This window comes from Mucilaginibacter sp. 3215 (genome assembly GCF_050433785.1).
In the GTDB taxonomy this organism is placed as follows: Bacteria; Bacteroidota; Bacteroidia; order Sphingobacteriales; family Sphingobacteriaceae; genus Mucilaginibacter.
Genome location: NZ_JBNPWO010000005.1, coordinates 296,383 through 318,591 on the forward strand (window position 1 = coordinate 296,383; position 22,209 = coordinate 318,591).

Below are 22,209 nucleotides of genomic sequence, written 5' to 3' on the forward strand. Positions count from 1 at the left end.
GTTTATCTTTTAAATATTTTTTGAATAAAGATGTTGATAAGCGGCCTTTCAAGGTGTCGTTTAAATATCTTGATAAACATGGCTATCAAAAAGTAAAGCACGGCAATACATCCAAAACCCATCCAGTAGGAGTGTAAAATATCGGCAAGAAAAAAGCCCAAAGTAACACTCGCAAAAAGAAAAGCCAGTACCATGCTTATTACAGTCACCAAATCGGCAATGATGCTTGCTAATATGGAGCTACCACCTTCAATAGCTTCGTATTTTAAAAGTTTAAACCGGGTTTCGGCATATTCCTTTAACTGATCAACTATTGGGGGTACTGGTGGTTGAGTCTCTTTTTTATCTTCCATGGGTAAGGTTATATATCCCGGATGTTGTTTATCTGCATCCGGGATTGGTGTTATACATGCTTATGCGTGCTCCAGGTCGTCCTGGTATTCTTCTTCGGCACCTTTAATTTTCGACTTGATGTTTTCAACAACTTTGTCTTTTAAGCCAACCAGGTTGTCAATTTCGGCAGCCGCGGTATCTTTTATCGACTCTCCCAGGTTTTTTAATGATTCGGTAAGCTTGTCGCGGGTTTCATTGCCTTTATCAGGTGCAAACAAAATACCTAACGCTGCCCCTGCTGCTAAACCGGCAAGCAATGCAACAACTACTTTTGAGTTATCATTCATTGTAATATAATTAAAAGTTGAACATTTGATTAGTTACGTGTAAATATCCTGCCAAATATGTGCATTTGGCACAATTATTTTTATTTAAGTATAAATTAACTTTTATCAGTCAAATAAATTTTACCCTGTGTTCACAAAACTATTCAGGGCTGTACGATATATTTTATACGCTGTTAATCCGTTCAAGCCTGTCGGCCGCCATGCGGTTTGTTTCATAAATTTCCATCAGCAGCAGGAAATAGGATAGCAGTACCGGGCCAAACACCAGGCCCAGGATCCCGAAAAGGGGCAGGCCTATAAAAACGCCTATTATCGAAATAATAGGGTGTGTGTTGGCAACGCGTTTATTAATGATCATGCGCAAAAAATTATCAATATTGCCAATGAACAATAAACCGTAAGCCAGTAATGCTACTCCCTGCCAGTTGTGCCCCTGTGCAAACAATACAATGCTTGCCGGGATACATAGCGTTGGTGCTCCTACAACGGGTAAAAACGAAATAAAGATAGCGATAACCCCCCAAAAAATAGGGTCGGGAATGCCGAATATCCAAAATCCGTTGGCCAGTAATATTCCTTGCGTAAGTGCTATAATTCCCTGGCCTAAAACGTTTGAATAGGTAGAATCGCGCAGGGCGTTGGCAAATTTCAATGCATGCTGCTCCCTGAATGGCGCATATTTCAATAGTCCGGCCTCAAATTCACGAATTTGTGTAAACATGAAATACAGTATAATATACAAAACCAGCAGGGTCAATATGGTGTTGGCCGCGCTGCCCAGTATAGACGGGAAGAGGCCGGTGGCAAAGGTGCTTAATTTTTGTAATGTGTCTTCAGCAAAATGAGGTTGATTAAGGTTTGCGCCGGCAAAGGCATCGATTTTTGAGATCCATTGGTCAATAGGGAGATCTTTAAGGTTGATGCTTGAAATTTTGCCCACAACCATTATGCTTAGTGTTAAGAAAGGGATCACGATAACGATAAGCGATATAAAAATTATAAGCAGGGCCACCAGCGAGCGGTTCCATCCTTTGTTTTCGGCAAGATTAATGTAAAGGGGACGAAAAATGGTGAACAGCACTACTGCACCAAGAATTGAGCTAAACAAGCTGCTGAGCGCATATAATAAAAAACAGCCAAGTATAATGATACTCGCCAGGATAATATTGTTGCGCTGCTTATAATTGAAGACTGACATGTAGGCTGTTGATTGATACTTGCTTAAACAAAAAAACGCCAAAAAGTTTTAGCGTTTCAAGCATTAATTGCAACGCCTTTAATTAGTATCGTTAAGCAGGGTATTGATCCGGATTGAACTTATTTCTATGGTATCCATGTAAAACAAACAGTCTGATGTTGGATTGGGTATTTCATACCGTAATTGCTCAAGCGCCAGGTGAATGTTTGATAATTGGTTTTTTATATCGTGCCTTAATTTACGCAGGGCCTCGGCATCGTCCTTTTCTTCATAAGCCCCCATTTTACTTAAGGTTAATGGCCTTCATTTTATTATAAAGAGTTTTGCGGTCGATATTCAGGATTTCGGCAGCTTTGGTTTTGTTGAAATTAACTTCCCTTAACACCCTTATAATTGTTTCATACTCGGCCTCGAGCGCGGCATTTTTAAGGTCATGACGGGGTTCTTTTGACTCAGGGGCTTCTGCCACATGCGCTGTGGCATGATGATGCTGCGTATAATGATTAGCCGTTTCGTATGATAATTTATAGGTCGACATTTCAAGCGGCAATGCTTTAAGCGTGATCTCATTGCCCTCGGCTAAAAGCGCTGCACGGCGGATCACATTTTTAAGCTCTCGGATATTGCCCGGCCAGCGGTAGTTCATAAAGCAATCCACGACCTCCTGCGAAAACGATTCAACATTGCGCCCGAGCTCCTGGTTGGCTATTTTTAAAAAATGTTCGGCCAGTAATATAATATCATGGCCGCGCTCACGTAAAGGCGGCATGTAAATACTGAACTCGTTAAAGCGATGATAAAGATCTTCGCGGAAACGGCCTTTCTGGATTCCCTCCTGCAGGTTCTCGTTGGTGGCAATGATAATACGTACATCAAGATCGATCTCCTTGGTGCTGCCTATTCTTTTGACTTTACGTTCCTGTACGGTACGAAGTAAAGCTGCCTGGATCTCGTACGAAAGGTTGCCCACTTCATCTAAAAATAAAGTGCCTCCGTTAGCCATTTCAAAGTGGCCTATTTTAGTATATAAAGCGCCGGTAAATGAACCTTTTTCGTGGCCAAAAAATTCACTTGCCGCGAGCTCCTTGGTTAAAGAACCGCAATCCATTGCTATAAAAGGCTGGTTGTGCCGCGGACTGTTAAGGTGAATGCTTTTCGCTACGGATTCTTTTCCGGTACCGCTTTCGCCTAAAATAATAACACTGTAGTTTGTTGGTGCCACCAGTTCTATCTGCCGGGCGAGCTCTTTTGACGCGCGGCTGGTGCCGGTTACAAATTCGGCTGCAAAAACGGTTTTTTTTACAGTGTTAACTTTAGTTTTCTCAGGTAAAATAGTCGCCTGGGGCTCCTCGTCAATTTCAACCAGGGCATGGTGGGTTTCAAGGGCCTTATTAATAGTATTTAATATTTCATCAGGATACAGCGGCTTGGTGATATAATCATAGGCCCCCATTTTAATGAGCTCGACCGCCATTTTAATATCTGAATAGCCGGTGATGATGATAACCCCTGTTTTTGGATATTGAATTTTAATATTGCGGAGCATTTCGCGGCCGTCGGTATCTTCGAGCCTGAAATCACATAGTACAAGTTGATATTCACCATTTTTCAACGCTTCCATCCCACCGGTACCGCTTGATGCCGTACTAACGTCAAACCCATTCCGCGTCAAAAACTTCGATAGCAATAACGCCACATTAACTTCATCATCAATGATGAGAATCCTTTTCATATTCAGCAATTATTGTGCGGTAAATGTAATATTACGTGTCAAAATACAAACAATGTGCTAATTTATACGATTTATTTAATTATAAAGGTTCATATCAACTAAAAAAACATAATAAAAAAGGGGAGCCCGAATGAGCTCCCCTTTTGATATCAAGGTATATGTAGGGCCATATATTAAAAGCCGTACGCTACACGTAAACCTATAAAGTTAACTTTGCTTGCGTCAACGCCGGTAGCATATTTGGTAGTTGCTTCATAGCGGATACCGGCATCAATAAAGCTGCTTGCACTCACCGGGAACTGAACACCAATTTGCGGAGCGTAAACAAACGCAGTTGATTTATTAGCGCCAACGTCAGATTTGTTTAACAGGAATGCAGCACCAGCTTCACCTTGTACGTAGAAGTTGCTGATAGGGAAGTATTTCAAACCTGCTTTAACCGGGATCAAATGAAAATCGGTAGGGCTAACAGTTGTATTACCTACAACCACATCATTTTTACCAAAGATATTGTTGTAACCTGCGTTAACAGTAACAAATAACTGGTTTGAAACAACCGGGATATCAGCCTGTACCGAACCGCCTAAATTCCATTTGTATCTGTCTTTGAAGTCGCCAAGAGGAATACCTGCGTCGACACCGATGCTGTAACGGATGCCGCTTTTAGTTGTAGTTGATGTTGTAGCAGTGGTAGTAGGTGTAGATGTTTGTGCTTTTGCACCAAATGCTAAGCCTGCAAATGCAAGGGCTAATGCTGAAACTTTGAATAAATTTTTCATAACTATTGTTGTAATTTTTATATGTGTTGTCTTAAACACACAGCAAATTAACAACAGAAATCAGATGTGATTTTTCATCCAAAAGTCATGAATATTTAATCAATTGATTAATAGTAATTTATTTTTTGACCCTATGGGTATTTTGGTCAGGATAGTGTAAAATGCCCTTGTAATTGCTGTTTTTCTGTCAAAAATAACATTGGCTTAACATGTGTTTTTGACCCCAAAAATGATGAATTCTGCGTGAAATTGGGCGAAACGACTAAATGCCGAAAAAAATCCTGTGAAATTAATGTTCAATGTGCATCCGGTAATCATTACGGACTACTCAAAACAAAAAGGGCTTAAGCAAATGCCCAAGCCCTTTAGTTGCTAAAATAATAGCGGATATTATTCTTTATTCTCCAAATCGGCAGCAGCAGGTTCGTCGAGGAACCATTCTACTTCGCCGGATATGGAATCAATAAGCTGTGCTGGATAAAGCTCAATATCCTCATCATCTTCCAGGATGTGTTTTACAGCTTCGGCCTTGCCTGCGCCGTAAACTAAGAATGCTATTTGAGCAGCATCATTAATAAGCGGTGCGTTGAGGGTAATGCGCCATACCTGCTGATCTTCAAGCCATACTTCTTTTACACCAGGCACACGGTCATGCAACACCGGCGTATAAGGGAATAATGATGCTGTGTGCGAGTTATCGCCTAAGCCTAACAGCACGAGGTCAAAGCTTGCTTCGCCATCATCAAAAAAAGCCGAGATCACTTCCCAGTATTTGGCAGCGGCTTCGGCAGGGCCAAACGATGTCTCAACCGGAAAAATCTGCGCCGGGCTTATCATCAATGGCTCAAACAACGCTTTTTTTGCCATCAGGTAATTGCTGTCCTTGTGGTCATGCGGCACGTTGCGCTCATCGCCAAAAAAGAAGAAAACTTTTTCCCAGTCCACCTGGTCGGCGTATGTTGTTGAAGCTAACAGCTCATATAGCTTTTTAGGTGAGCTGCCGCCCGAAAGCGCCACACTGAACTTGCCGTTTTTGTTGATGGCTTCGGTAGCCAGGGTAACAAAATGATCGGCCAGCCCGGTTAAAACTTCACCTTCCGTGTTATAGATATTCAGTTTCATCAGCTTTTTATTTTTTACCATTTACAGGTAAAGTAAACCAATTATAGCCATCACGTGCAATTAAAGCTTCTGCTGCTTCAGGGCCCCATGAATCGGCCGAATAATTAGGGAAGTTAAGGCTCTTTTTATTTTGCCATGTGTTTAGTATCGGCATTACCAGTTCCCATGCTGCCTCAACCTGGTCACCACGCATAAACAGGGTTTGATCGCCCATCATGGTATCCAGGATCAGTGTTTCATAGGCTTCAGGCGCCTGGTTGGTGTAGGTGCCTTTATAGTCAAACACCATATCAACGGCGTTTAATACCATATCGATACCGGGGCGTTTAGCCTGAACCTGCAAACGGATGCTCATCTCTGGCTGAATGCTGATGATCAACCTGTTTTGCTGCCAGCTTTCAGTAGCTTCGGCCGGGAAAATCTGGTGAGGGACATCTTTAAACTGGATAGTAATCACTGATGATGACTGGTGCATTCTTTTACCTGTACGTAAATAGAATGGAACACCCTGCCAGCGCCAGTTGTCGATAAAGAACTTGATGGCCGCAAATGTTTCAGTATTTGATTCGGTGTTAACCTTTGGCTCTTCTCGATATCCCGGTACTTCTTTACCTTTCATCCATCCGCTGCCGTATTGGCCCCTAACTGTTGAGTTACGTACGTCTTCAGCAGTAAACTTGCGCATTGCTTTCAATACGTCAACTTTGCGGTCGCGTACTTCATCGGCGCTAAAACTGATAGGAGGCTCCATAGCCACGTGGCAAAGCAATTGCAGCAGGTGGTTCTGGATCATATCCCTCATCGCACCTGAGCCATCGTAATAGTCGCCACGTTCTTCAACGCCCAATTGCTCGGTAACTGAAATTTGTACGTGCTCAATATGGTTACGGTTCCATAGCGGCTCCATAATGGAGTTGGCAAAACGGAAAGCCATGATATTTTGAACAGTTTCTTTACCCAGGTAATGATCGATACGATAGATCTGGCATTCATCAAAAATGCTTTTCAATAACTGGTTCAGATCTTTTGCAGTTTCCAGGTCGTGTCCAAATGGTTTCTCAATGATGATCCTTACACGTTTTTTATCATCGGCCAGTTTAGCTTTTGATATGTTTGATGCAATGATCGGGAAGAAATTAGGCGCTACCGCAAGGTAAAACAACACGTTTGCCCTAGTTTTCCACTCGGCGTTGTGTTTTTCAATGCGTTTGCCAAATTCTTTGTATGTTTCAAAATCAGTAGCGTCAGATACCTGGTAATAAACGTTTTTTACAAATTCGGCCCATTGTTTATCATCCGTTTTACCGCTGCGCGAAAACTGGTTGATATCTTTATATAGGTTTTCTCTGAATTGCTCGTCGGTTAGCTTGGTACGACCGGTACCAATGATTGAAAATTGTTTGGGCATCCATCCATCTAAAAATAGATTATATAGGGCCGGCGCAATTTTCCGGGAGTTCAAATCTCCCGTTCCACCAAAAATGATAAATATGGTAGGGTCTGATTTAGCTGTTGTGCTCATTGTTTTGTTTTAATTAATAGCGTCAATTAGTCGTTTGCCGGAGCCCATTGTGTATGGAAGGTGCCTTCTTTACCAATCAGCTCATAAGTGTGCGCGCCAAAATAATCACGCTGGGCCTGGGTAAGGTTTGAAGGCATTCTTTCGCTGCGGAAAGCATCAAAATAGCTCAATGCTGAAGCATAACCAGGAGCAGCAACACCGGCAGCAATAGTAGCCGATAATACTTTCCTGATGCCTGGTAAGGTACCGGCAACCAATGCCTGTATATCACTGTCAAGCAACAGGTGAGGCAGTGCCTGATCTTTATTATAAGCATTGTAAATGTCATTCAAAAATTCTGAACGGATGATACAGCCGCCTCTCCAGATCTTGGCAATTTCGCCCAAATGAAGGTCATATTTATACTCTTCAGATGCTTTGGTAAGCAGGTGCATACCCTGTGCATAAGTAAGGATGCTGGTAAAATAGAAAGCCTGCTCTAAAGCAACCAACAACTCCTCCTTATCGCCTTTAAGCTCGATAGGGTCGTTATAAAGGGCAGAAGCTTTTTCGCGCAGTGATTTGTATTTTGAAAGATCGCGCATTGATACAGATGTATCGATGGTTGGGATTGGGGTTACCAAATCCATAGCCACCTGCGACGTCCATTTACCTGTACCTTTAGCTTTCGCTTCGTCTTTAATATCATCTAACAATAAATGATCGGTTCCAGATGCTTTGTATTTGAAAATATCTTTGGTGATATCTAAAAGGAATGACTGTAAACGGCCTTCGTTCCATTTAGTGAACAGATCGCCAATTTCATCGTTACCTAACTTTAAGCCTTTTTTAAGGATCTCATAAGTTTCGGCAATTACCTGCATAATACCGTACTCGATGCCGTTGTGAACCATTTTAACAAAATGACCTGATGCGCCAGGGCCAATGTAAGTAACACAAGGTTCGCCGTTAACTTTAGCAGCGATGGCTTCAAAAATAGGTTTCATCACAGCATAAGCATCCTTATCGCCACCCGGCATCATGCTTGGGCCACGACGGGCACCTTCTTCACCGCCTGATACGCCCATACCGAAGAAATGCAGGCCTTTGGCCTCCAGTTCCTCAACACGACGGTTTGTATCAGTGAAGTGCGAGTTACCGCCATCAATCAGGATATCGCCTTTTTCCAATAACGGGGTTAATTCCTCAATTACAGCGTCAACAATTTTACCGGCAGGCACTAACATCATGATAGCCCTTGGTGTGGTAAGGCTCTGTATAAATTCTTTAACATCGGCAAAGCCCTTAGCGGCCCTGTCACCAGCTTCCTGGTTCAATGAATCTACTTTACCGGTATCTTTATCGTGCCCGGCCACCGCGAAGCCATGATCGGCCATATTTAGCAGCAGGCTGCGACCCATAACACCCAGGCCTATCATGCCAAAGGCGTATTTGTTTTCTGTTGCGCTCATTTTGTTTTGAGGTTTTCTTTTTTAAGAGTTTCTAAAATTTTCTTGGTGCTTTCGAGGCTGGTATGCTGAAAAGAACGGATCCCCAGTTTTTGGGCGGTATCAACAAACATCTTTCTGTCGTCAAAATACACGCATTGTTGAGGCGATACCTGGGCTATACCCATAGCTAACTGCCATATGCCGGGGTCGGGTTTGCGCATTTTTACTTCGCATGATGATACAAAGGCATCAAAACATTCATGCAGTTTAAATTTACGCACCCGGTAGTCGTTCAGCTCCTTGCCTTCGTTGTTCACTGAAATAATACGGAAGCCACAATCTTTTTTCCAGTCTTTAAGGAATTGCAGCATGGGCAATTCAACAGATGTAGAATAGATAAAATCCTTAAAATCTTCGCGTACAAAATCCCTCGGGTGGTTAAATATCACCGTATCAAGGTATTCGTCGAGCGTGATGCTACCAATTTCATATACATTAAAAATGAAATTATGCAGCGCGTTAACTTCGTCGTAATCAAGGTTAAAACGTTTGGCCGCTTCTTCGCGCGCCTCATGCCCCCATCCGTTCGACAGCAAAATGCCGCCCACGTCAAAAAAAAGGATCTTCAGATCAGCAACTTCCATAGATGTATTTTGTATTAAAGTCGTTAGTCTAAAGTCTTAAGTTCAAAGTCAAAGAAATAATCCCGACTTCGAACTTGGACTTTCGGCTTAAGACTTAGAACTTGATTACTTATTCTTCTGTGTTTCGATGGCGTTCAACAACTTTTCAAATGGCTTGTTGAATTTTTCGATGCCTTCATCTTCTAACTGCTGGGTTACAGCAGCAAGGTCGATACCTAAAGATGGTAGTTTGGCTAAGATCTCGTTAGCTTTATCTAAACCGGTTTCTAACGTGTTTGCAGCAACACCATGATCACGGAAAGCGTCAACAGTTTCCAAAGGAACGGTATCAACTGTGTCCGGGCCAATTAATGCCTCAACATATTTGGTATCTTTAAATGCAGGGTTTTTACTACCTGTACTTGCCCATAATAAACGCTGTGGTTGTGCGCCTTGCTCGGCAAGTTTTTTCCACCTTTCGCTGCTGAATACCCTTTTATAAATTTCGTATGCTTTTTTAGCTGACGCGATTGCGACCTCACCATACAGCTCTTTTTCGCCTTTTGCTTCAATAATCGGGTCCACAATAACATCAATACGGCTCAGGAAGAAACTGGCTACTGACGCGATGTGGGCAATTTTATGACCTGCAGCTAAATGCTCTTCCAGGCCTGCAATGTAAGCTTCGGTTACTTCTTCATAACGTTCTAAGCCAAACAGCAGTGTAACATTGATATTGATGCCTTTTGCAATTGATTGCTGAATAGCGGCCAAACCTGGTTTAGTGCCAGGGATTTTGATCATTACGTTTTCGCGGTTAACTTTTTTCCAAAGTTCTTCGGCTTGTTTAGCAGTACCTTCAGTATCTAAAGCCAGGAACGGAGAGACCTCAAGGCTTACGTAACCATCAACTTTGTTTGATTCTTCGTAAACGCCTTTAAACAGGTCGGCAGCAGCCTGGATATCTTTAACAGCTATTTCAAAAAACAGCTTTTCGTTGTCGCTTTCAGATTTGAGCGCGGCAATATCAGCATCATAATCAGAACTGCTGCTGATAGCCTTTTCAAAAATTGCAGGGTTTGAAGTAACGCCGCGTACGCCGTCAACGTCAATTAATTGTTTAAGTTTTCCTGAAGAAATGATCTCACGGTCAATAAAATCAAGCCAGATACTCTGACCAAAACCATGTATCTGTGCTACGTTATTAGTTGCCATAATAGGGTTTGTTTTTGTGTTTGTTAATTATTTTGTTAAAAGCGCGATGAAGGTAGTAAAAATTGCTACCAAATCGGTCTATTATGTAAAGTTCTTAATAAGAATGTCAGTAATTGTAAGATTTATATCATACTTTGTTAATATTTCCGGGTTAAGCCTGCAGTTTTTAGCAGTAAATTCTGGTTTTTAACCTTAAATTGGAATTAGCAAATCAAAAGTCTCATTTTCTTTAAGATTTCGGACTAAAGATGTCGAACTTAAGGCTAAATCTAACTGTTCGAGGCCATGATAATATTCACATCAAAGCCGATAAAAAGCCCGCTTTCAATTACTCCGGTTATCGATTTAATATCTTTTTCAAAACTTTTACCGATTTCCTCAAACTTAGCATCCAATACAAGGTTGCCGTTTTCTGAAATTATTGGACCATCCTTGCCTTTTGCCGGCCTGATGGTTAATTCTGTAGCTCCCAAACTTTTCAGTTCCTTTTCTACATAAGGCAATGCCTGCGGAAAAACCTCAATAGGTACCGGAAATTTCGAGCCTAATTTATCAACCATTTTCGACTCATCAACTATAATATAACTTACTTCACTTGAGCTGATGAGCAACTTCTCTTTAAACATAGCCCCGCCGCGCCCTTTGATCAGGCTTTTGTCGGGGTCAACCTCATCTGCTCCGTCAAAAAGCCAATCGGGTTTATATTCATACAGTGTTGTAACAGGCAAACCTAATTTGGCGCAAAACATAGAAAGCTCTACCGAAGTAGGGATAGCCTTTACATTCAGCTTTTCATCTTTTACCCTTTGGGCAATGGCCACCAAAGCCAGGTATGATGTTGAACCCGAGCCAACACCTATAATATCGCCATCCTTAACTTTTGCCGCTATTTCGGCAGCTACCTTTTGTTTGCCTTCGATATTGATAATCTTATCGGCCCACTCCAGGTTATTTATCAGGTTGCTGTTCCAGTTCATTTTGATTAGAATCAAGAAGTCAAGAACCAAGAGACAAGAAGAAAAACTTATCTTCTTACCGTTTGATTCTTACTTGTATATTTTTTAAATCAAGAGCCAGGAAAATCTTGATTCCTGACTCTTGATTTCTTGCCTCTATAAAAGAGCTTTTGCTTTTTTAACAACGTTATCAACAGTAAAGCCGAAATGTTTGTAAAGGTCTTCGGCAGGGGCCGATTCACCGAAGGTTGTCATGCCTAACATATCGCCTTCGTCGGTGATGTATTTGTGCCAGCCCATTGGTGATGCCATTTCAACCGCCAAACGTTTTTTACTTGCTTTAGGGAATACTGATTCTTTGTAAGCCGCATCCTGTTTTTCAAACAATTCCCATGATGGCATGCTTACCACGCGGGTTGAAATACCTTCAGCTTCCAGTTTTTCCTGCGCCTGCATAATTAAGGCTACTTCAGATCCGGTAGCTATCAGGATCAGATCCGGGCCTTTGCTGCCTTCTGAAAGGATATAAGCACCTTTTTCCAGGTTTTCGGCTTTGCCATATTTATCCTGGTCAAGGATAGGTAGGCCCTGGCGGGTGAAGATCAGCACAGTTGGGCCGCCTTTTTTCTCGATGGCAACACGCCATGCATGCGCGCTTTCGTTGGCATCAGCCGGACGGATCACGGTTAAGTTTGGTATCGAACGTAAAGAAGCCAATTGCTCAATAGGCTGGTGAGTAGTACCATCCTCGCCCAAACCAATACTATCATGCGTATAAACAAAAATCGGGTTTATTTTCATGATGGCCGCCAGGCGGATTGGCGGGCGCATATATTCAGAGAACATCAGGAAGGTAGCACCAAACGGTAGTACGCCTTTGGTTAAAGCCATACCATTTAAAGCCGAACCCATAGCATGCTCACGGATTCCGAAGTGGAAGTTGCGGCCTGCACGGTTTTCTGATGTAAACGAATCGTACTCTTTCAGGTTAGTTTCGGTTGATGGGGCAAGGTCGGCCGCACCGCCAATAAGGTTTGGCAATGCCGGCGCAATAGCGTTTAATACTTTGCCTGAGGCCTGGCGGGTTGCCATTTTAGGGTCGGAACCTTTAAATACCGGCAATTTATCTTTCCAGCCTGCAGGTAGTTCGCCTTTCGCGGCAGCTTCGTATTCGGCGGCTAACTCAGGAAATTTTGCTTTATAATCTGCAAATAATTTGTTCCATTTTTCTTCAACTGCAGCGCCGCGTGCACCTTTTTTGTGATAGTAATCCAGCACCTCGTCAGGTACGTTGAATGATTTTTCAGGATCGAAACCGAAGAACTGTTTTACCAGTTTAATTTCGTCGGCGCCAAGCGGCGAACCATGTGAACCTGCAGTGCCCGATTTATTAGGGCTACCATAGGCAATCAGCGAGCGAACGCGGATAAATGATGGTTTCTGAGTTTCGGCTTTGGCATTGATCAAAGCCAGCTCAAGCGCGTGGGTATCGTTTACGTCAGTAAGATCCTGCACGTGCCAGCCGTATGCGCGAAAACGGGCGCTTACATCTTCATTAAAAGCAATATCAGTGCTGCCTTCAATAGAGATGTGGTTGTCATCATATAAATAGATGAGGTTGCCCAATTGCAGGTGACCAGCCAATGATGCCGCTTCGGAAGTTACACCTTCCATCAAGTCGCCATCGCTGCAGATGGTGTAAATATTGTAGTTGAACAGTTCAAAACCAGGTTTGTTGTAACGGGCAGCCAGGTGTTTTTGAGCAATGGCAAAACCCACAGCATTGGCAAAACCCTGTCCGAGCGGACCAGTAGTTACTTCAATGCCGGGCGCCAATCCATATTCGGGGTGACCGGCCGTTTTGCTGTTTAGCTGGCGAAACTGTTTGATATCATCTAACGAAAGATCATAGCCCATTAAATACAAAAAGTTGTACTGTAAAATACAAGCGTGGCCTGCCGAAAGGATAAACCTGTCGCGGTTTGCCCAATCGGGGTTTTTAGGGTTGTAGTTTAAAAACTTTGTCCATAAAACGTGGCCCATTGGTGCCAGCGCCATAGCTGTACCCGGGTGGCCTGAGTTTGCTTTTTGCACAGCATCGGCTGCCAATACCCTTACGGTATCAATCGCCAATTTTTCTATGTCTTGTTGGTTTTCCATTTTGTTATCAGGTATTGTAGTTAGTGTTAGTTTTTAATTTATTCGGTAGGTGTTGCAATTTTTCGTTTGGTTTTACTTTCGTCCTCGCTGAGCCAAAGCCTTGCGCCGCCCTTGATACCATCGGCATTGGTAACTATTTTCATGTTTTTGTCGAGCTTAAAGGTAAGCTCATCTGAATTGCCGCCGCCAATGTATAAAGTATCGTAATTGAATACAGTTTTCAATATTTTGAAAACCTTTTTCATGCGTTTGTTCCATTTCTCTTTGCCTTCTTTCTCCAAAGCCTTCTCGCCGATATAGTTATCATAGGTAATACCTTCTTTTATCGGGAGGTGCGCCAGCTCAAAGTGTGGCAATAAATGACCATCCATTAACAAAGCAGTACCAAAGCCGGTGCCCAGGGTTATCACCATTTCGAGGCCTTTCCCGGCAACTACGCCAAGGCCCTGCATATCGGCATCGTTTACCACCTGGGTTGGTTTGCCCAATGCTTTTTCCAGTTTTTTGCTTAAATCAACATCGGCCCAGTAATCGGTACCCAGGTTAGGCGCGGTTTTAACAACCCCGTTTTTTACATAACCCGGGAAACCAACCGATATTTTATCATATGCCGGAAAATCCTTCACAAGGGTGTTGATAGCTTTTATAACGTTTTCGGGATTTGCAGGAGCGGGAGTAGGTATCTTGTCGTACTCCATTTTTAAATCCCCTTTTTTATTCAGGATAGTGGCTTTAATGTGTGATCCACCGATATCGATTGAGAGAACCCTTAATTGGGATGGTGTTTTTTTCATTTAGCGTAATTTATTTAGCTGGTTGGCAATTTGGTGAAACCCTTAGTTCCCAGCGCATAAATATCACATTTTAATAATATCAAATTGTTAAATAATGCGATAAAATCAATTTATCCCATTAAAGCAACAAAGGTAAAGTTAGCGTTGCTTTTATTTAACGAGTCAATATTTAAAAGTATTTTACTTATGCGTGGCAAAATCAGTGCAATTAAGGTAAAATGTAAACACCCCGGTTATTTTTTTCAAATGCTTAAACTGTTATTACCTGTTTTTAGCGTAAAAGTTTTTCCTTTCCACACAAAAATGCCTGATGTGTTTTTGGGGAGCACTATGTTGATACTCCATTTTCCTTTATCGAACACATATTTGGCACAAACTTTTCCGTTAGGGTGAGGCACTTCGCCGCTAATGTTTTTGATCTGGCCCAAATGCGGCTCAATTTTTATTTTGCTGAACCCCGGCGCGTAGGTATCCACCCCTAAAATGGTACGGTAAAATTCAATGTTTGGACTTGCACCCCAGGCGTGACAATCGGAGCGGTTATGGTCAAGGTCGGAGATTTCGGCCCAAGTAGTCAATCCCATTTTGATATTATCACGCCAGATGTTGAGCCAGTTTAGATAATTATCGCCCAGACCGCCTTTAACCATAGCCTGGTGCAGGTAATATTTAAAGTAGATGGTGCATAGGGTTATTGTAGTGTCATTCAATAGCTTTAAGCTGATATCATGCGCTACTGTACTATTTACCATCCCGGCCAATACAGCTATGGAGTTGGTATGCTGTGAAAACAATTGCTTGTCCTCGGTATCGGCATAAAGTTTTTTGCCCGTGTCCCAATATTTATTTTGGATAGCCGTTTTTAATTGTGTTGCTTTGGCCTTGTACATTGCTGCAAACGCGGGCATCCCCATTTTTGCTTCCATTTCGGCGGCCTGTCGGTAGGCCCACATCAACTGCAGGTCTAATATAGCCGAAGTGCCTTTGGCGCTTTTGGGCGCCTGTCCAAAATTCCAGCCCTTGTCGTTAACCCAATCAACAAATGTCCAGTAAGGAGTATCTTTTAAGGAGCCATCGGCTTGCTGATACTTGCTGAAAAAATTGAGCACATCACGCATGCCGGGCAGCTTATCTTTAATAAATAAACTATCGGGCCGGTACATCCAGTAATCATGCAGCATCCCGATATACCATAACGAAAAGGTGGAAATGATTTGCGGTGAGAACGAAGGGTGACGGCTTAGCGTGATCCCTTCGGCCAGGCGGGAATGATCCATCTGGTTAATGGCGTTGCGCACCAGGCGGTCATCGCCGCTATTATAAAAAGATACCAGTGCCTGGATGCGGGTATCGCCTACGTATTGCAGCTGTTCATAGTATGGACAGTCGGTATAGGTTTCACCGGCGCAAAGGCGGGCGGTGCGCCAGCCAATATCCAGCATCTGCTGTAATTCGGGGTTGGGCGTTTCGAGTTTGGCATTCATTTTAAATGGGTAGCCGGTGAATGTTCCGTAGATATCGTCAATAACCAATGGCTCATCTTTGGTGGTTATTTTCACTTCGATATACCTGAACGTACGCCAGGTTAAAGTAGTGAACGAATTACCGGTGGCACCGTCAGAAACAACGCTATCTCTCCTGCCAACAAAGATCTTTCCATCCACATCATTCCTGTTACCTTTAACCGGGCCTTCCGGGCCGCTTAAACTTTTAAAAAGCGATTCAGTATAGGTAATGCCAATACCGGCGTTTTTGCCCTTGCTGAAATTGAGCGTTAAATAGGCGTTGGTTAAATAGGTTTGATCGAGCAGTAAAGTAGCCGACGTATTAGCCGGGATAGTGATAGCTGTTTTGCTTGCCGGGAACGAGGACGGAACAGTTACCCCATCGGCTTTTCTTAAAACCGGAATCCTTTGATTGGTCATTTCCATAGCAGGAATTGACGATGGCACCAGCATCCAGCCAAAAGCATTGGTTACGCCTTTTGGATTTCCGTTGTCAATACGGATAGCATTTTTCCAGCTACTGTCATCAAGCCCGGTCGTGTTCCAATCTTTTATAGATTGGTTTAAATCTACCCGCTCGCCCGGCCCGGCAACATAATAAGGATGCCAGCCAATACCGGTGATAGGCTGAAAAGATTTATCACGGATACATTTCCAGGTTTTATTGGTATTGATGATTTCTTCATTTGAAGTATCGCCCTGCATAATGAAACCTGTTTGTAAGGAGATCTGTGCTTCGGGGCGATAATCGCCATCATTCCAAACTACAGCGGCAATGAGGTTTTTGCCCGGCTGAAGATATGGCGCCAGATCAACCGTTTCATAATTCCAGTAATAGGTATCTCCGCGGGCGGGGCCTAACGAAACCAAAGTTTGGTTAACGTATAGTTTATAACGATTATCTGCCGATATATGAACGACGAAGGAAGCAGGCTTAGCTGAAAGCTCAATGCTTTTCCTGAAGTAATAAACGCCATATTCTTTTAATGATTCCTGTGGAACAGTGATCCACGATGCTTTCCACTGGTGTTTTAAAAGCGCCGGACTGATGGTTTGCGCATAGGTGGATGCTGTAATAAAAAGAAAACACGAAAAAAAGTAACGTTTAAAAGATGTCTTCATGATATAGGGTGGTTTATAGGTGATCGGCATTTGCCTGTACAGCTAAATTACAATTAAAGCTTTAATTTATATGCAATATGCCTATTGGCCGGCAGGCCTGATAGTGGAATATTTCATAATTCCGTTATCTTTATTTTTTACAAACCTAAAACTATGGATGTATTAGCCGTCTTTTTATTAGTGGTGATCATTATAATAATGCTGAACCACAAGGGCAGTTTAAACAATAAGATCAAAGAACTTGAATTTAGAATATTCGAATTAAAAGGTATTATTGAACAGCTTAAGATAACCCGGCCGGGTGCTGAAGATGTCAAAAAAGCAGAAGAACGGGCACCTGCAAGCGTTTCGCCTCCTGCGCCTGTTATACCACAACCTCCTGTTGAAAAAGTAAAACCTCCCGTTGAGGCAGAGATAAAACCAGAGCCTATCACGCCTCCTAAAGTTGAAAGGCAACCCGAAGTTATTGAAGACAACTTATCAATCATCAATCGCCCTATAAAAACACGCGATTTCGAACCCGCGAAGCCTTTACAGCCCAAGCCGTCTTTCTTTGAGCGCCATCCCGACCTTGAAAAATTCATCGGCGAAAACCTCATCAATAAAATAGGCATAGCCATCCTGGTGCTGGCCATTGGCTTCTTTGTAAAATATGCTATTGATAACGATTGGATAGGCTTAGTAGGCCGCGTGGGTATAGGTATTGTTTGCGGCGGAATTTTAATTGCGGTTGCACATGTGCTGCGTGATAGTTATAAGGCCTTTAGCTCGGTGCTTGTAGGCGGTGGATTGGCCGTGTTTTATTTTACCATAACATTGGCATTTCAGCAGTTTCACCTGTTTAACCAAACCACGGCATTTATCATTTTAATTGTGATCACCATTTTTGCAGTGGTACTCTCCTTATTATATGATAAGCAGGAACTGGCCGTAATTGCTTTGGTTGGCGGTTTTGCCAGTCCTTTTATGGTGAGCAACGGAAGCGCCAACTATAACGGCCTGTTTATTTATCTGCTGATATTAAATACCGGGCTGCTCATCATTGCGTACTATAAAGCATGGAGGGTGCTTAACATTGTTTCGTTTGGTTTTACGGTAATTGTTTTTTCAACGGTGCTGTATACACTTAAACCTCCTACCTACCATTTCGGCTTTATTTACGCCAGCATTTTTTACGCGCTTTACTTTGTTATCAACATAGCCAACAACGTACGCGAAAACAAAAAATTTATCGCGTCCGATTTCAGCATTTTGCTTCTTAATACCGGGTTATATTTTGCTACCGGCCTGTACCTGTTAACCATGATGCATGCTGGGCAATACCGGGGTTTGTTTTGTATTTGCCTGGCTGTGGTAAACCTGGTGCTTTCATACGTCCTGTTCCGCAATCGTAAGGTGGATACTAATATTTTGTACCTGCTTATCGGCATTACGCTCACGTTTATTTCGTTAGCTGCTCCTATTCAGTTGCATGGCAATAACATTACCATTTTCTGGGCTTCAGAAACGGTGTTGCTTTATTGGCTGTACCTGCGCTCGGGCATCCAACTTATGAAATATACATCCGTGTTTTTATGGATAGCCATGCTGCTAAGTTTATCAATGGACATGTACCAAACTTATAGTAACTACAGTTTGAGTTTAACCATAATTGCCAATAAGGGTTTCATCACTACGCTATTTGCTGCTGTGAGTTCATTTTTACTTTCGGTATTGGTTAAAAAGGACTCAACCAAGGTGGAGCACACCAATATTTTTACTGAGCAGCTTTTTGGAGTAGCCGCACTTGTGCTTCTTTATTTAAGCGGCCTGCTGGAAATCAACCACCAGTTCCTGAACCATTACCCGGATACCAACCTTAATATTTTATATGCGATGGTGTATACGCCTGTGTTTGTATTTATCTACTATACGTCATCGCCCAAAATACAGGTTATCAATTTTAGCAGCAACACAAAATTTGTGATACTGTTCATCTGCCTGGTTGTTTACCTGTTACTTACGCCACAATATTATTCGCTGCAACATTTGATGCTCGAAACTAAGAAGCCGTCGACCAGTCATTTTATGGCACATTGGATTGGTGCTGTATTTATCGGTCTGTTGTTTTACAGGGTGATCCGCTTATGTCAGCAAAATATGAACGAAGGCCTGAAAAAAGCGTTTACCTGGGTATTAAGCGCGGGCGTTGTATTGTTTTTAAGTTTTGAGGTGAGCCTGATGAGCAACCTGCTATTTTTTAGTAAAGCTAATTCTATCGATCAAATAGAAATCGTATACGTAAAAACCGGCTTACCCGTATTATGGGGACTGCTTTCCTTCGCATTGATGTGGCTGGGTATGAGGTATAAATTGCGGGTAATGCGGGTGGCTTCGTTAACGCTGTTTTCGCTTACTTTATTAAAATTATTTTTGTTTGATATTAAAAACATCCCGGTTTGGGGTAAAATAGCTGCTTTCTTTTGTTTGGGAGTACTATTGCTTATTGTGGCATTTATGTACCAGCGAACAGCTAAAAAAAATATTGCCGATGATGAGGCTAAAAAAAATGAATAAGCTAACGCTTTTAACGCTGCTGCTTTGCGGAGTCATATTGCCCGCATTGGCACAAAAAAATTTTAAATATAAAGCCGCGCTGCACAAGATTGACAGCAACGGCTTTTACCGTATTGGCCTACAGCCGGAATTGGTAGCAAAGGCCAAACCCGATCTGTCGGACATTCGCATTGCAGACGCGAATGGTAATTTTGTACCATACATCCAGGCCGGCAGTCTCCCGCAAAAGAGCCAGAAAAGTTTTGTTGTTTTTCCTGAGATCAGAAACACATCCAAAACCGATACCAGCACGGTTTTTATTATCGAAAATAAAACGGGACTGGTGCTCGACCGTCTTTGGATCAGGCTGCAAAACACAGCCGTAAAACGTAAAGTAAACCTGCTGGGCAGCGATGATTCGAACCAGTGGTTCGCCATACAGGAAGAGATTCCGCTGCAGGAAGCAATACAAAACAGTGAAGGCACCTACCTGCAATCGCTATCCTTCCCGGCAAGTAACTATCGCTATTTAAAAATCCAGGTAAACGATAAAAATAAGAACCCGGTTAAATTTTTACAGGCCGGGATCTATACAGAATATGCATCCGAAGCTCAAAGCTATACAGCCATTAAGCCTGTAAATGTTATCCGCGCGGACAGCAATAAAACTACTTACATTGACATTAAGCTGAACGATAATTACCAGGTAAACAAGCTGCACCTCAATATCAGCGCGCCGAGGTATTATAAACGAAGTATTACCGTTCACCAGTTTGTAAACAATGGCAGGGAGCTCTTGAGCGAAGCCGAGCTGTCATCAGATAAAACAACTGATTTGTTAATTGCTGCAAAAAGCAACCACCTGTTAATAGAGATAAGCAACGGCGATAACCAGCCACTGAGCATCGGTGAGATCAAAGCGTTTCAATCCGACGAATATTTGATCAGCTACCTTGAAGCTAAGCAAAGCTACCGGGTCCTGGTCGGTGACCCCTCGGCTCAGGTCCCGGAATATGATCTTAAGTTTTTTGCTGATAGTATTGGAGGGAACACCCCGGTTATTAAACATGAGGCTGTTGTTAAAAACACCGGCTATGCAGTGGCGGTAAAACCTGCCGGGAAAGATTACACCGTACTGATTTGGGTAGCTATTATTGTTTCGTTAGGGTTGTTGTTGTTGTTGACTTTGAAGATGACCAGGGAGGTAAAGAAAAAGGAAGGGGAAAGATAAAATTTACACCCTTTGAATTTAGGATGAGATTGGATGTAGAGGCTTGCCCATCCCGGCAGACTTATACTTTAGAGCAAATAACCGTCAGCAGAAACTTAGATCGTAAATCAAAGTTTTACAAACCATCGACCATGGTTTATGGACTATCAACCACAAATCCTTACATTTGCACTGAGGTAAAAATTGGATAAAGTAAAAGTTTTAGAGAAATATCTACCGGCAGAAGCGGCCCCGCTCATTGCCCGGTGGATTGACTACTTCAAATGCGAATTTAAAATTTCGCGCAACCGTAACAGTAAATTTGGCGATTACCGCTCGCCTTATGGTGGCAAAGGTCACCGTATCTCGGTTAATTACGACCTTAACCCCTACGCTTTCCTGGTAACGACAGTGCATGAGTTTGCACACCTGCATACCTGGAACGAGCATAAGCAAAAAGCCAAACCCCACGGAACAGAATGGAAAAACAATTTCAAAAAAATGATGCAGCCATTTTTTGAAAAAGAGATTTTCCCGGCAGATGTTAAAAAGGCTATTGTAAACTACCTGGATAACCCGGCGGCGTCAAGCTGCTCAGATTTGAACCTGTACCGTTCGCTGCGCAAATATGATCCCCCTAAAACATCCGAAGCAATTTTAACGGTAGAAAAGATTCCGCTTAAGGCATTATTTAAGCTAAAGGACGGCAGGGTGTTCCGCAAGGACGAAAAGTTGCGTAAACGCTTTAAATGTACTGAAGTGGCTACTAAGCGGATCTATCTGTTCAGCCCGGTAGCGGAGGTGGAGTTAATTGAAGGGGCAACGGCGGCGTAATATTATATAACAATCGTCATTGCGAGGAACGAAGCAATCGCGAACTTTACAGGGCGTACCTGCCAATAGGAGATTGCTTCGTGCGCAATAGCGATCGCTCAATCTTACCCCAAGCACCCAATCAATTTATTCCGTACTTTTACCGCATGGCAAAAGTTATATCATTTGTAAATAACCCTTACCAGGAGAATACTTATATTTTGTATGATGAAACCGGCGAATGTGTGCTCATTGACCCGGGCATGTATACTGCACCAGAGCAAAACACCGTGGTTGGCTTTATCAAAAACAATAACCTCAAGCCTGTTATGCTGCTCAACACCCATTGCCATATCGATCATGTGCTGGGCAATAAATTTGTATTCGACCAGTATGGCCTTAAGCCCCGTTTCCACGTTGGCGAGTCGGAAGTATTGGCTGCTGTGGTAGCTTATGCACCATCTATGGGCTTCCGTTACGATGTATCGCCGATGCCTGATGAATTTTTGCCCGAAACCGGCACCATCCATTTTGGCAATACTACGCTACATTTGATCTTTGCGCCGGGGCATTCGCCTGCTCACTTGTGTTTTTATGATAAAGAGGCTAAGATCCTGATCGGGGGCGATGTCCTGTTCAGACAAAGCATCGGTCGCACGGATTTGCCGGGAGGTAACTTCACCCAACTGATTGATAACATCGAAACCAAACTGTTTACCCTGCCTGATGATGTTACCGTTTATCCTGGCCACGGTCCCGAAACAACCATCGGCTACGAAAAACAAAACAATCCGTTTTTAACTTAGTTAACAT

The 22,209-nt window shown here is 42.8% G+C and carries 19 protein-coding genes; 4 read left to right on the forward strand and 15 right to left on the reverse strand.

Annotated elements, in window-relative coordinates; genetic code table 11:
- Positions 1 to 2: 2 nt before the first annotated feature.
- The 15 genes from ABIC84_RS12025 to ABIC84_RS12095 all read right to left on the reverse strand — a co-directional run bounded on the left by ABIC84_RS12025 (position 3) and on the right by ABIC84_RS12095 (position 16,838).
- Positions 3 to 353 carry a phage holin family protein gene (locus ABIC84_RS12025; protein WP_426583602.1) on the reverse strand — a complete coding sequence of 117 codons (351 nt, stop codon included), beginning with the start codon at positions 351 to 353 and terminating at the stop codon, positions 3 to 5.
- A gap of 60 nt (positions 354 to 413) precedes the next feature.
- Positions 414 to 680 (reverse strand): YtxH domain-containing protein, encoded by a 267-nt coding sequence (locus ABIC84_RS12030; RefSeq protein WP_090532345.1) that lies wholly within the window; start codon positions 678 to 680, stop codon positions 414 to 416.
- Between the two features lie 163 nt (positions 681 to 843).
- On the reverse strand, positions 844 to 1,878 hold the full coding sequence (locus tag ABIC84_RS12035; protein ID WP_176625915.1) for an AI-2E family transporter: 1,035 nt from the start codon (positions 1,876 to 1,878) through the stop codon (positions 844 to 846).
- Between the two features lie 78 nt (positions 1,879 to 1,956).
- Positions 1,957 to 2,160, reverse strand: a complete 204-nt coding sequence (locus tag ABIC84_RS12040; protein WP_176625913.1) for a hypothetical protein — start codon at positions 2,158 to 2,160, stop codon at positions 1,957 to 1,959.
- A 1-nt stretch (position 2,161) separates the two neighbouring features.
- Positions 2,162 to 3,610 (reverse strand): sigma-54-dependent transcriptional regulator, encoded by a 1,449-nt coding sequence (locus tag ABIC84_RS12045; RefSeq protein ID WP_426583605.1) that lies wholly within the window; start codon positions 3,608 to 3,610, stop codon positions 2,162 to 2,164.
- Between the two features lie 173 nt (positions 3,611 to 3,783).
- Positions 3,784 to 4,389, reverse strand: a complete 606-nt coding sequence (locus ABIC84_RS12050; RefSeq protein WP_426583607.1) for an outer membrane beta-barrel protein — start codon at positions 4,387 to 4,389, stop codon at positions 3,784 to 3,786.
- 390 nt (positions 4,390 to 4,779) lie between these two features.
- Positions 4,780 to 5,532 carry a 6-phosphogluconolactonase gene (pgl, locus tag ABIC84_RS12055; RefSeq protein WP_429263705.1) on the reverse strand — a complete coding sequence of 251 codons (753 nt, stop codon included), beginning with the start codon at positions 5,530 to 5,532 and terminating at the stop codon, positions 4,780 to 4,782.
- The gene (zwf, locus tag ABIC84_RS12060; RefSeq protein ID WP_426583611.1) at positions 5,519 to 7,033 is read right to left on the reverse strand and encodes a glucose-6-phosphate dehydrogenase; all 1,515 of its coding nucleotides are present in this window, start codon (positions 7,031 to 7,033) and stop codon (positions 5,519 to 5,521) included. Before zwf ends, pgl begins: the two co-directional genes overlap by 14 nt.
- Before the next feature lie 26 nt (positions 7,034 to 7,059).
- A complete protein-coding gene (gene gndA / locus ABIC84_RS12065) occupies positions 7,060 to 8,484 on the reverse strand; it encodes an NADP-dependent phosphogluconate dehydrogenase (protein WP_426583613.1) in 1,425 nt (474 codons plus the stop codon).
- Entirely contained in the window at positions 8,481 to 9,107 is a 627-nt protein-coding gene (locus ABIC84_RS12070; RefSeq protein ID WP_274986012.1) for an HAD family hydrolase, read from the reverse strand. The genes gndA and ABIC84_RS12070 overlap by 4 nt, the downstream gene beginning before the upstream one ends.
- 105 nt (positions 9,108 to 9,212) lie before the next feature.
- Positions 9,213 to 10,301: a transaldolase gene (gene tal, locus ABIC84_RS12075; protein ID WP_426583616.1), complete on the reverse strand. Its 1,089-nt coding sequence runs from the start codon at positions 10,299 to 10,301 to the stop codon at positions 9,213 to 9,215.
- A 269-nt stretch (positions 10,302 to 10,570) separates the two neighbouring features.
- The gene (gene rpiA / locus ABIC84_RS12080) at positions 10,571 to 11,278 is read right to left on the reverse strand and encodes a ribose 5-phosphate isomerase A (RefSeq protein ID WP_426583618.1); all 708 of its coding nucleotides are present in this window, start codon (positions 11,276 to 11,278) and stop codon (positions 10,571 to 10,573) included.
- 135 nt (positions 11,279 to 11,413) lie between these two features.
- Positions 11,414 to 13,417 (reverse strand): transketolase, encoded by a 2,004-nt coding sequence (gene tkt, locus ABIC84_RS12085; protein WP_112653383.1) that lies wholly within the window; start codon positions 13,415 to 13,417, stop codon positions 11,414 to 11,416.
- 38 nt (positions 13,418 to 13,455) lie between these two features.
- Positions 13,456 to 14,211, reverse strand: a complete 756-nt coding sequence (locus ABIC84_RS12090) for an ROK family protein (RefSeq protein WP_090532325.1) — start codon at positions 14,209 to 14,211, stop codon at positions 13,456 to 13,458.
- Between the two features lie 242 nt (positions 14,212 to 14,453).
- Entirely contained in the window at positions 14,454 to 16,838 is a 2,385-nt protein-coding gene (locus ABIC84_RS12095; RefSeq protein ID WP_429263706.1) for an alpha-L-rhamnosidase C-terminal domain-containing protein, read from the reverse strand.
- Between the two features lie 153 nt (positions 16,839 to 16,991).
- Here ABIC84_RS12095 and ABIC84_RS12100 point away from each other — a divergent pair, with 153 nt between their 5' ends.
- The 4 genes from ABIC84_RS12100 (at position 16,992) to ABIC84_RS12115 (ending at position 22,202) form a co-directional block, all read left to right on the forward strand.
- The gene (locus ABIC84_RS12100) at positions 16,992 to 19,394 is read left to right on the forward strand and encodes a DUF2339 domain-containing protein (protein ID WP_429263707.1); all 2,403 of its coding nucleotides are present in this window, start codon (positions 16,992 to 16,994) and stop codon (positions 19,392 to 19,394) included.
- Positions 19,387 to 20,604: a hypothetical protein gene (locus ABIC84_RS12105; protein ID WP_429263708.1), complete on the forward strand. Its 1,218-nt coding sequence runs from the start codon at positions 19,387 to 19,389 to the stop codon at positions 20,602 to 20,604. The genes ABIC84_RS12100 and ABIC84_RS12105 overlap by 8 nt, the downstream gene beginning before the upstream one ends.
- Before the next feature lie 183 nt (positions 20,605 to 20,787).
- Positions 20,788 to 21,417 (forward strand): SprT-like domain-containing protein, encoded by a 630-nt coding sequence (locus ABIC84_RS12110; RefSeq protein WP_090532317.1) that lies wholly within the window; start codon positions 20,788 to 20,790, stop codon positions 21,415 to 21,417.
- Between the two features lie 146 nt (positions 21,418 to 21,563).
- Complete coding sequence (locus ABIC84_RS12115; RefSeq protein WP_429263709.1) at positions 21,564 to 22,202, forward strand: MBL fold metallo-hydrolase; 639 nt, start codon at positions 21,564 to 21,566, stop codon at positions 22,200 to 22,202.
- Positions 22,203 to 22,209: the final 7 nt, after the last annotated feature.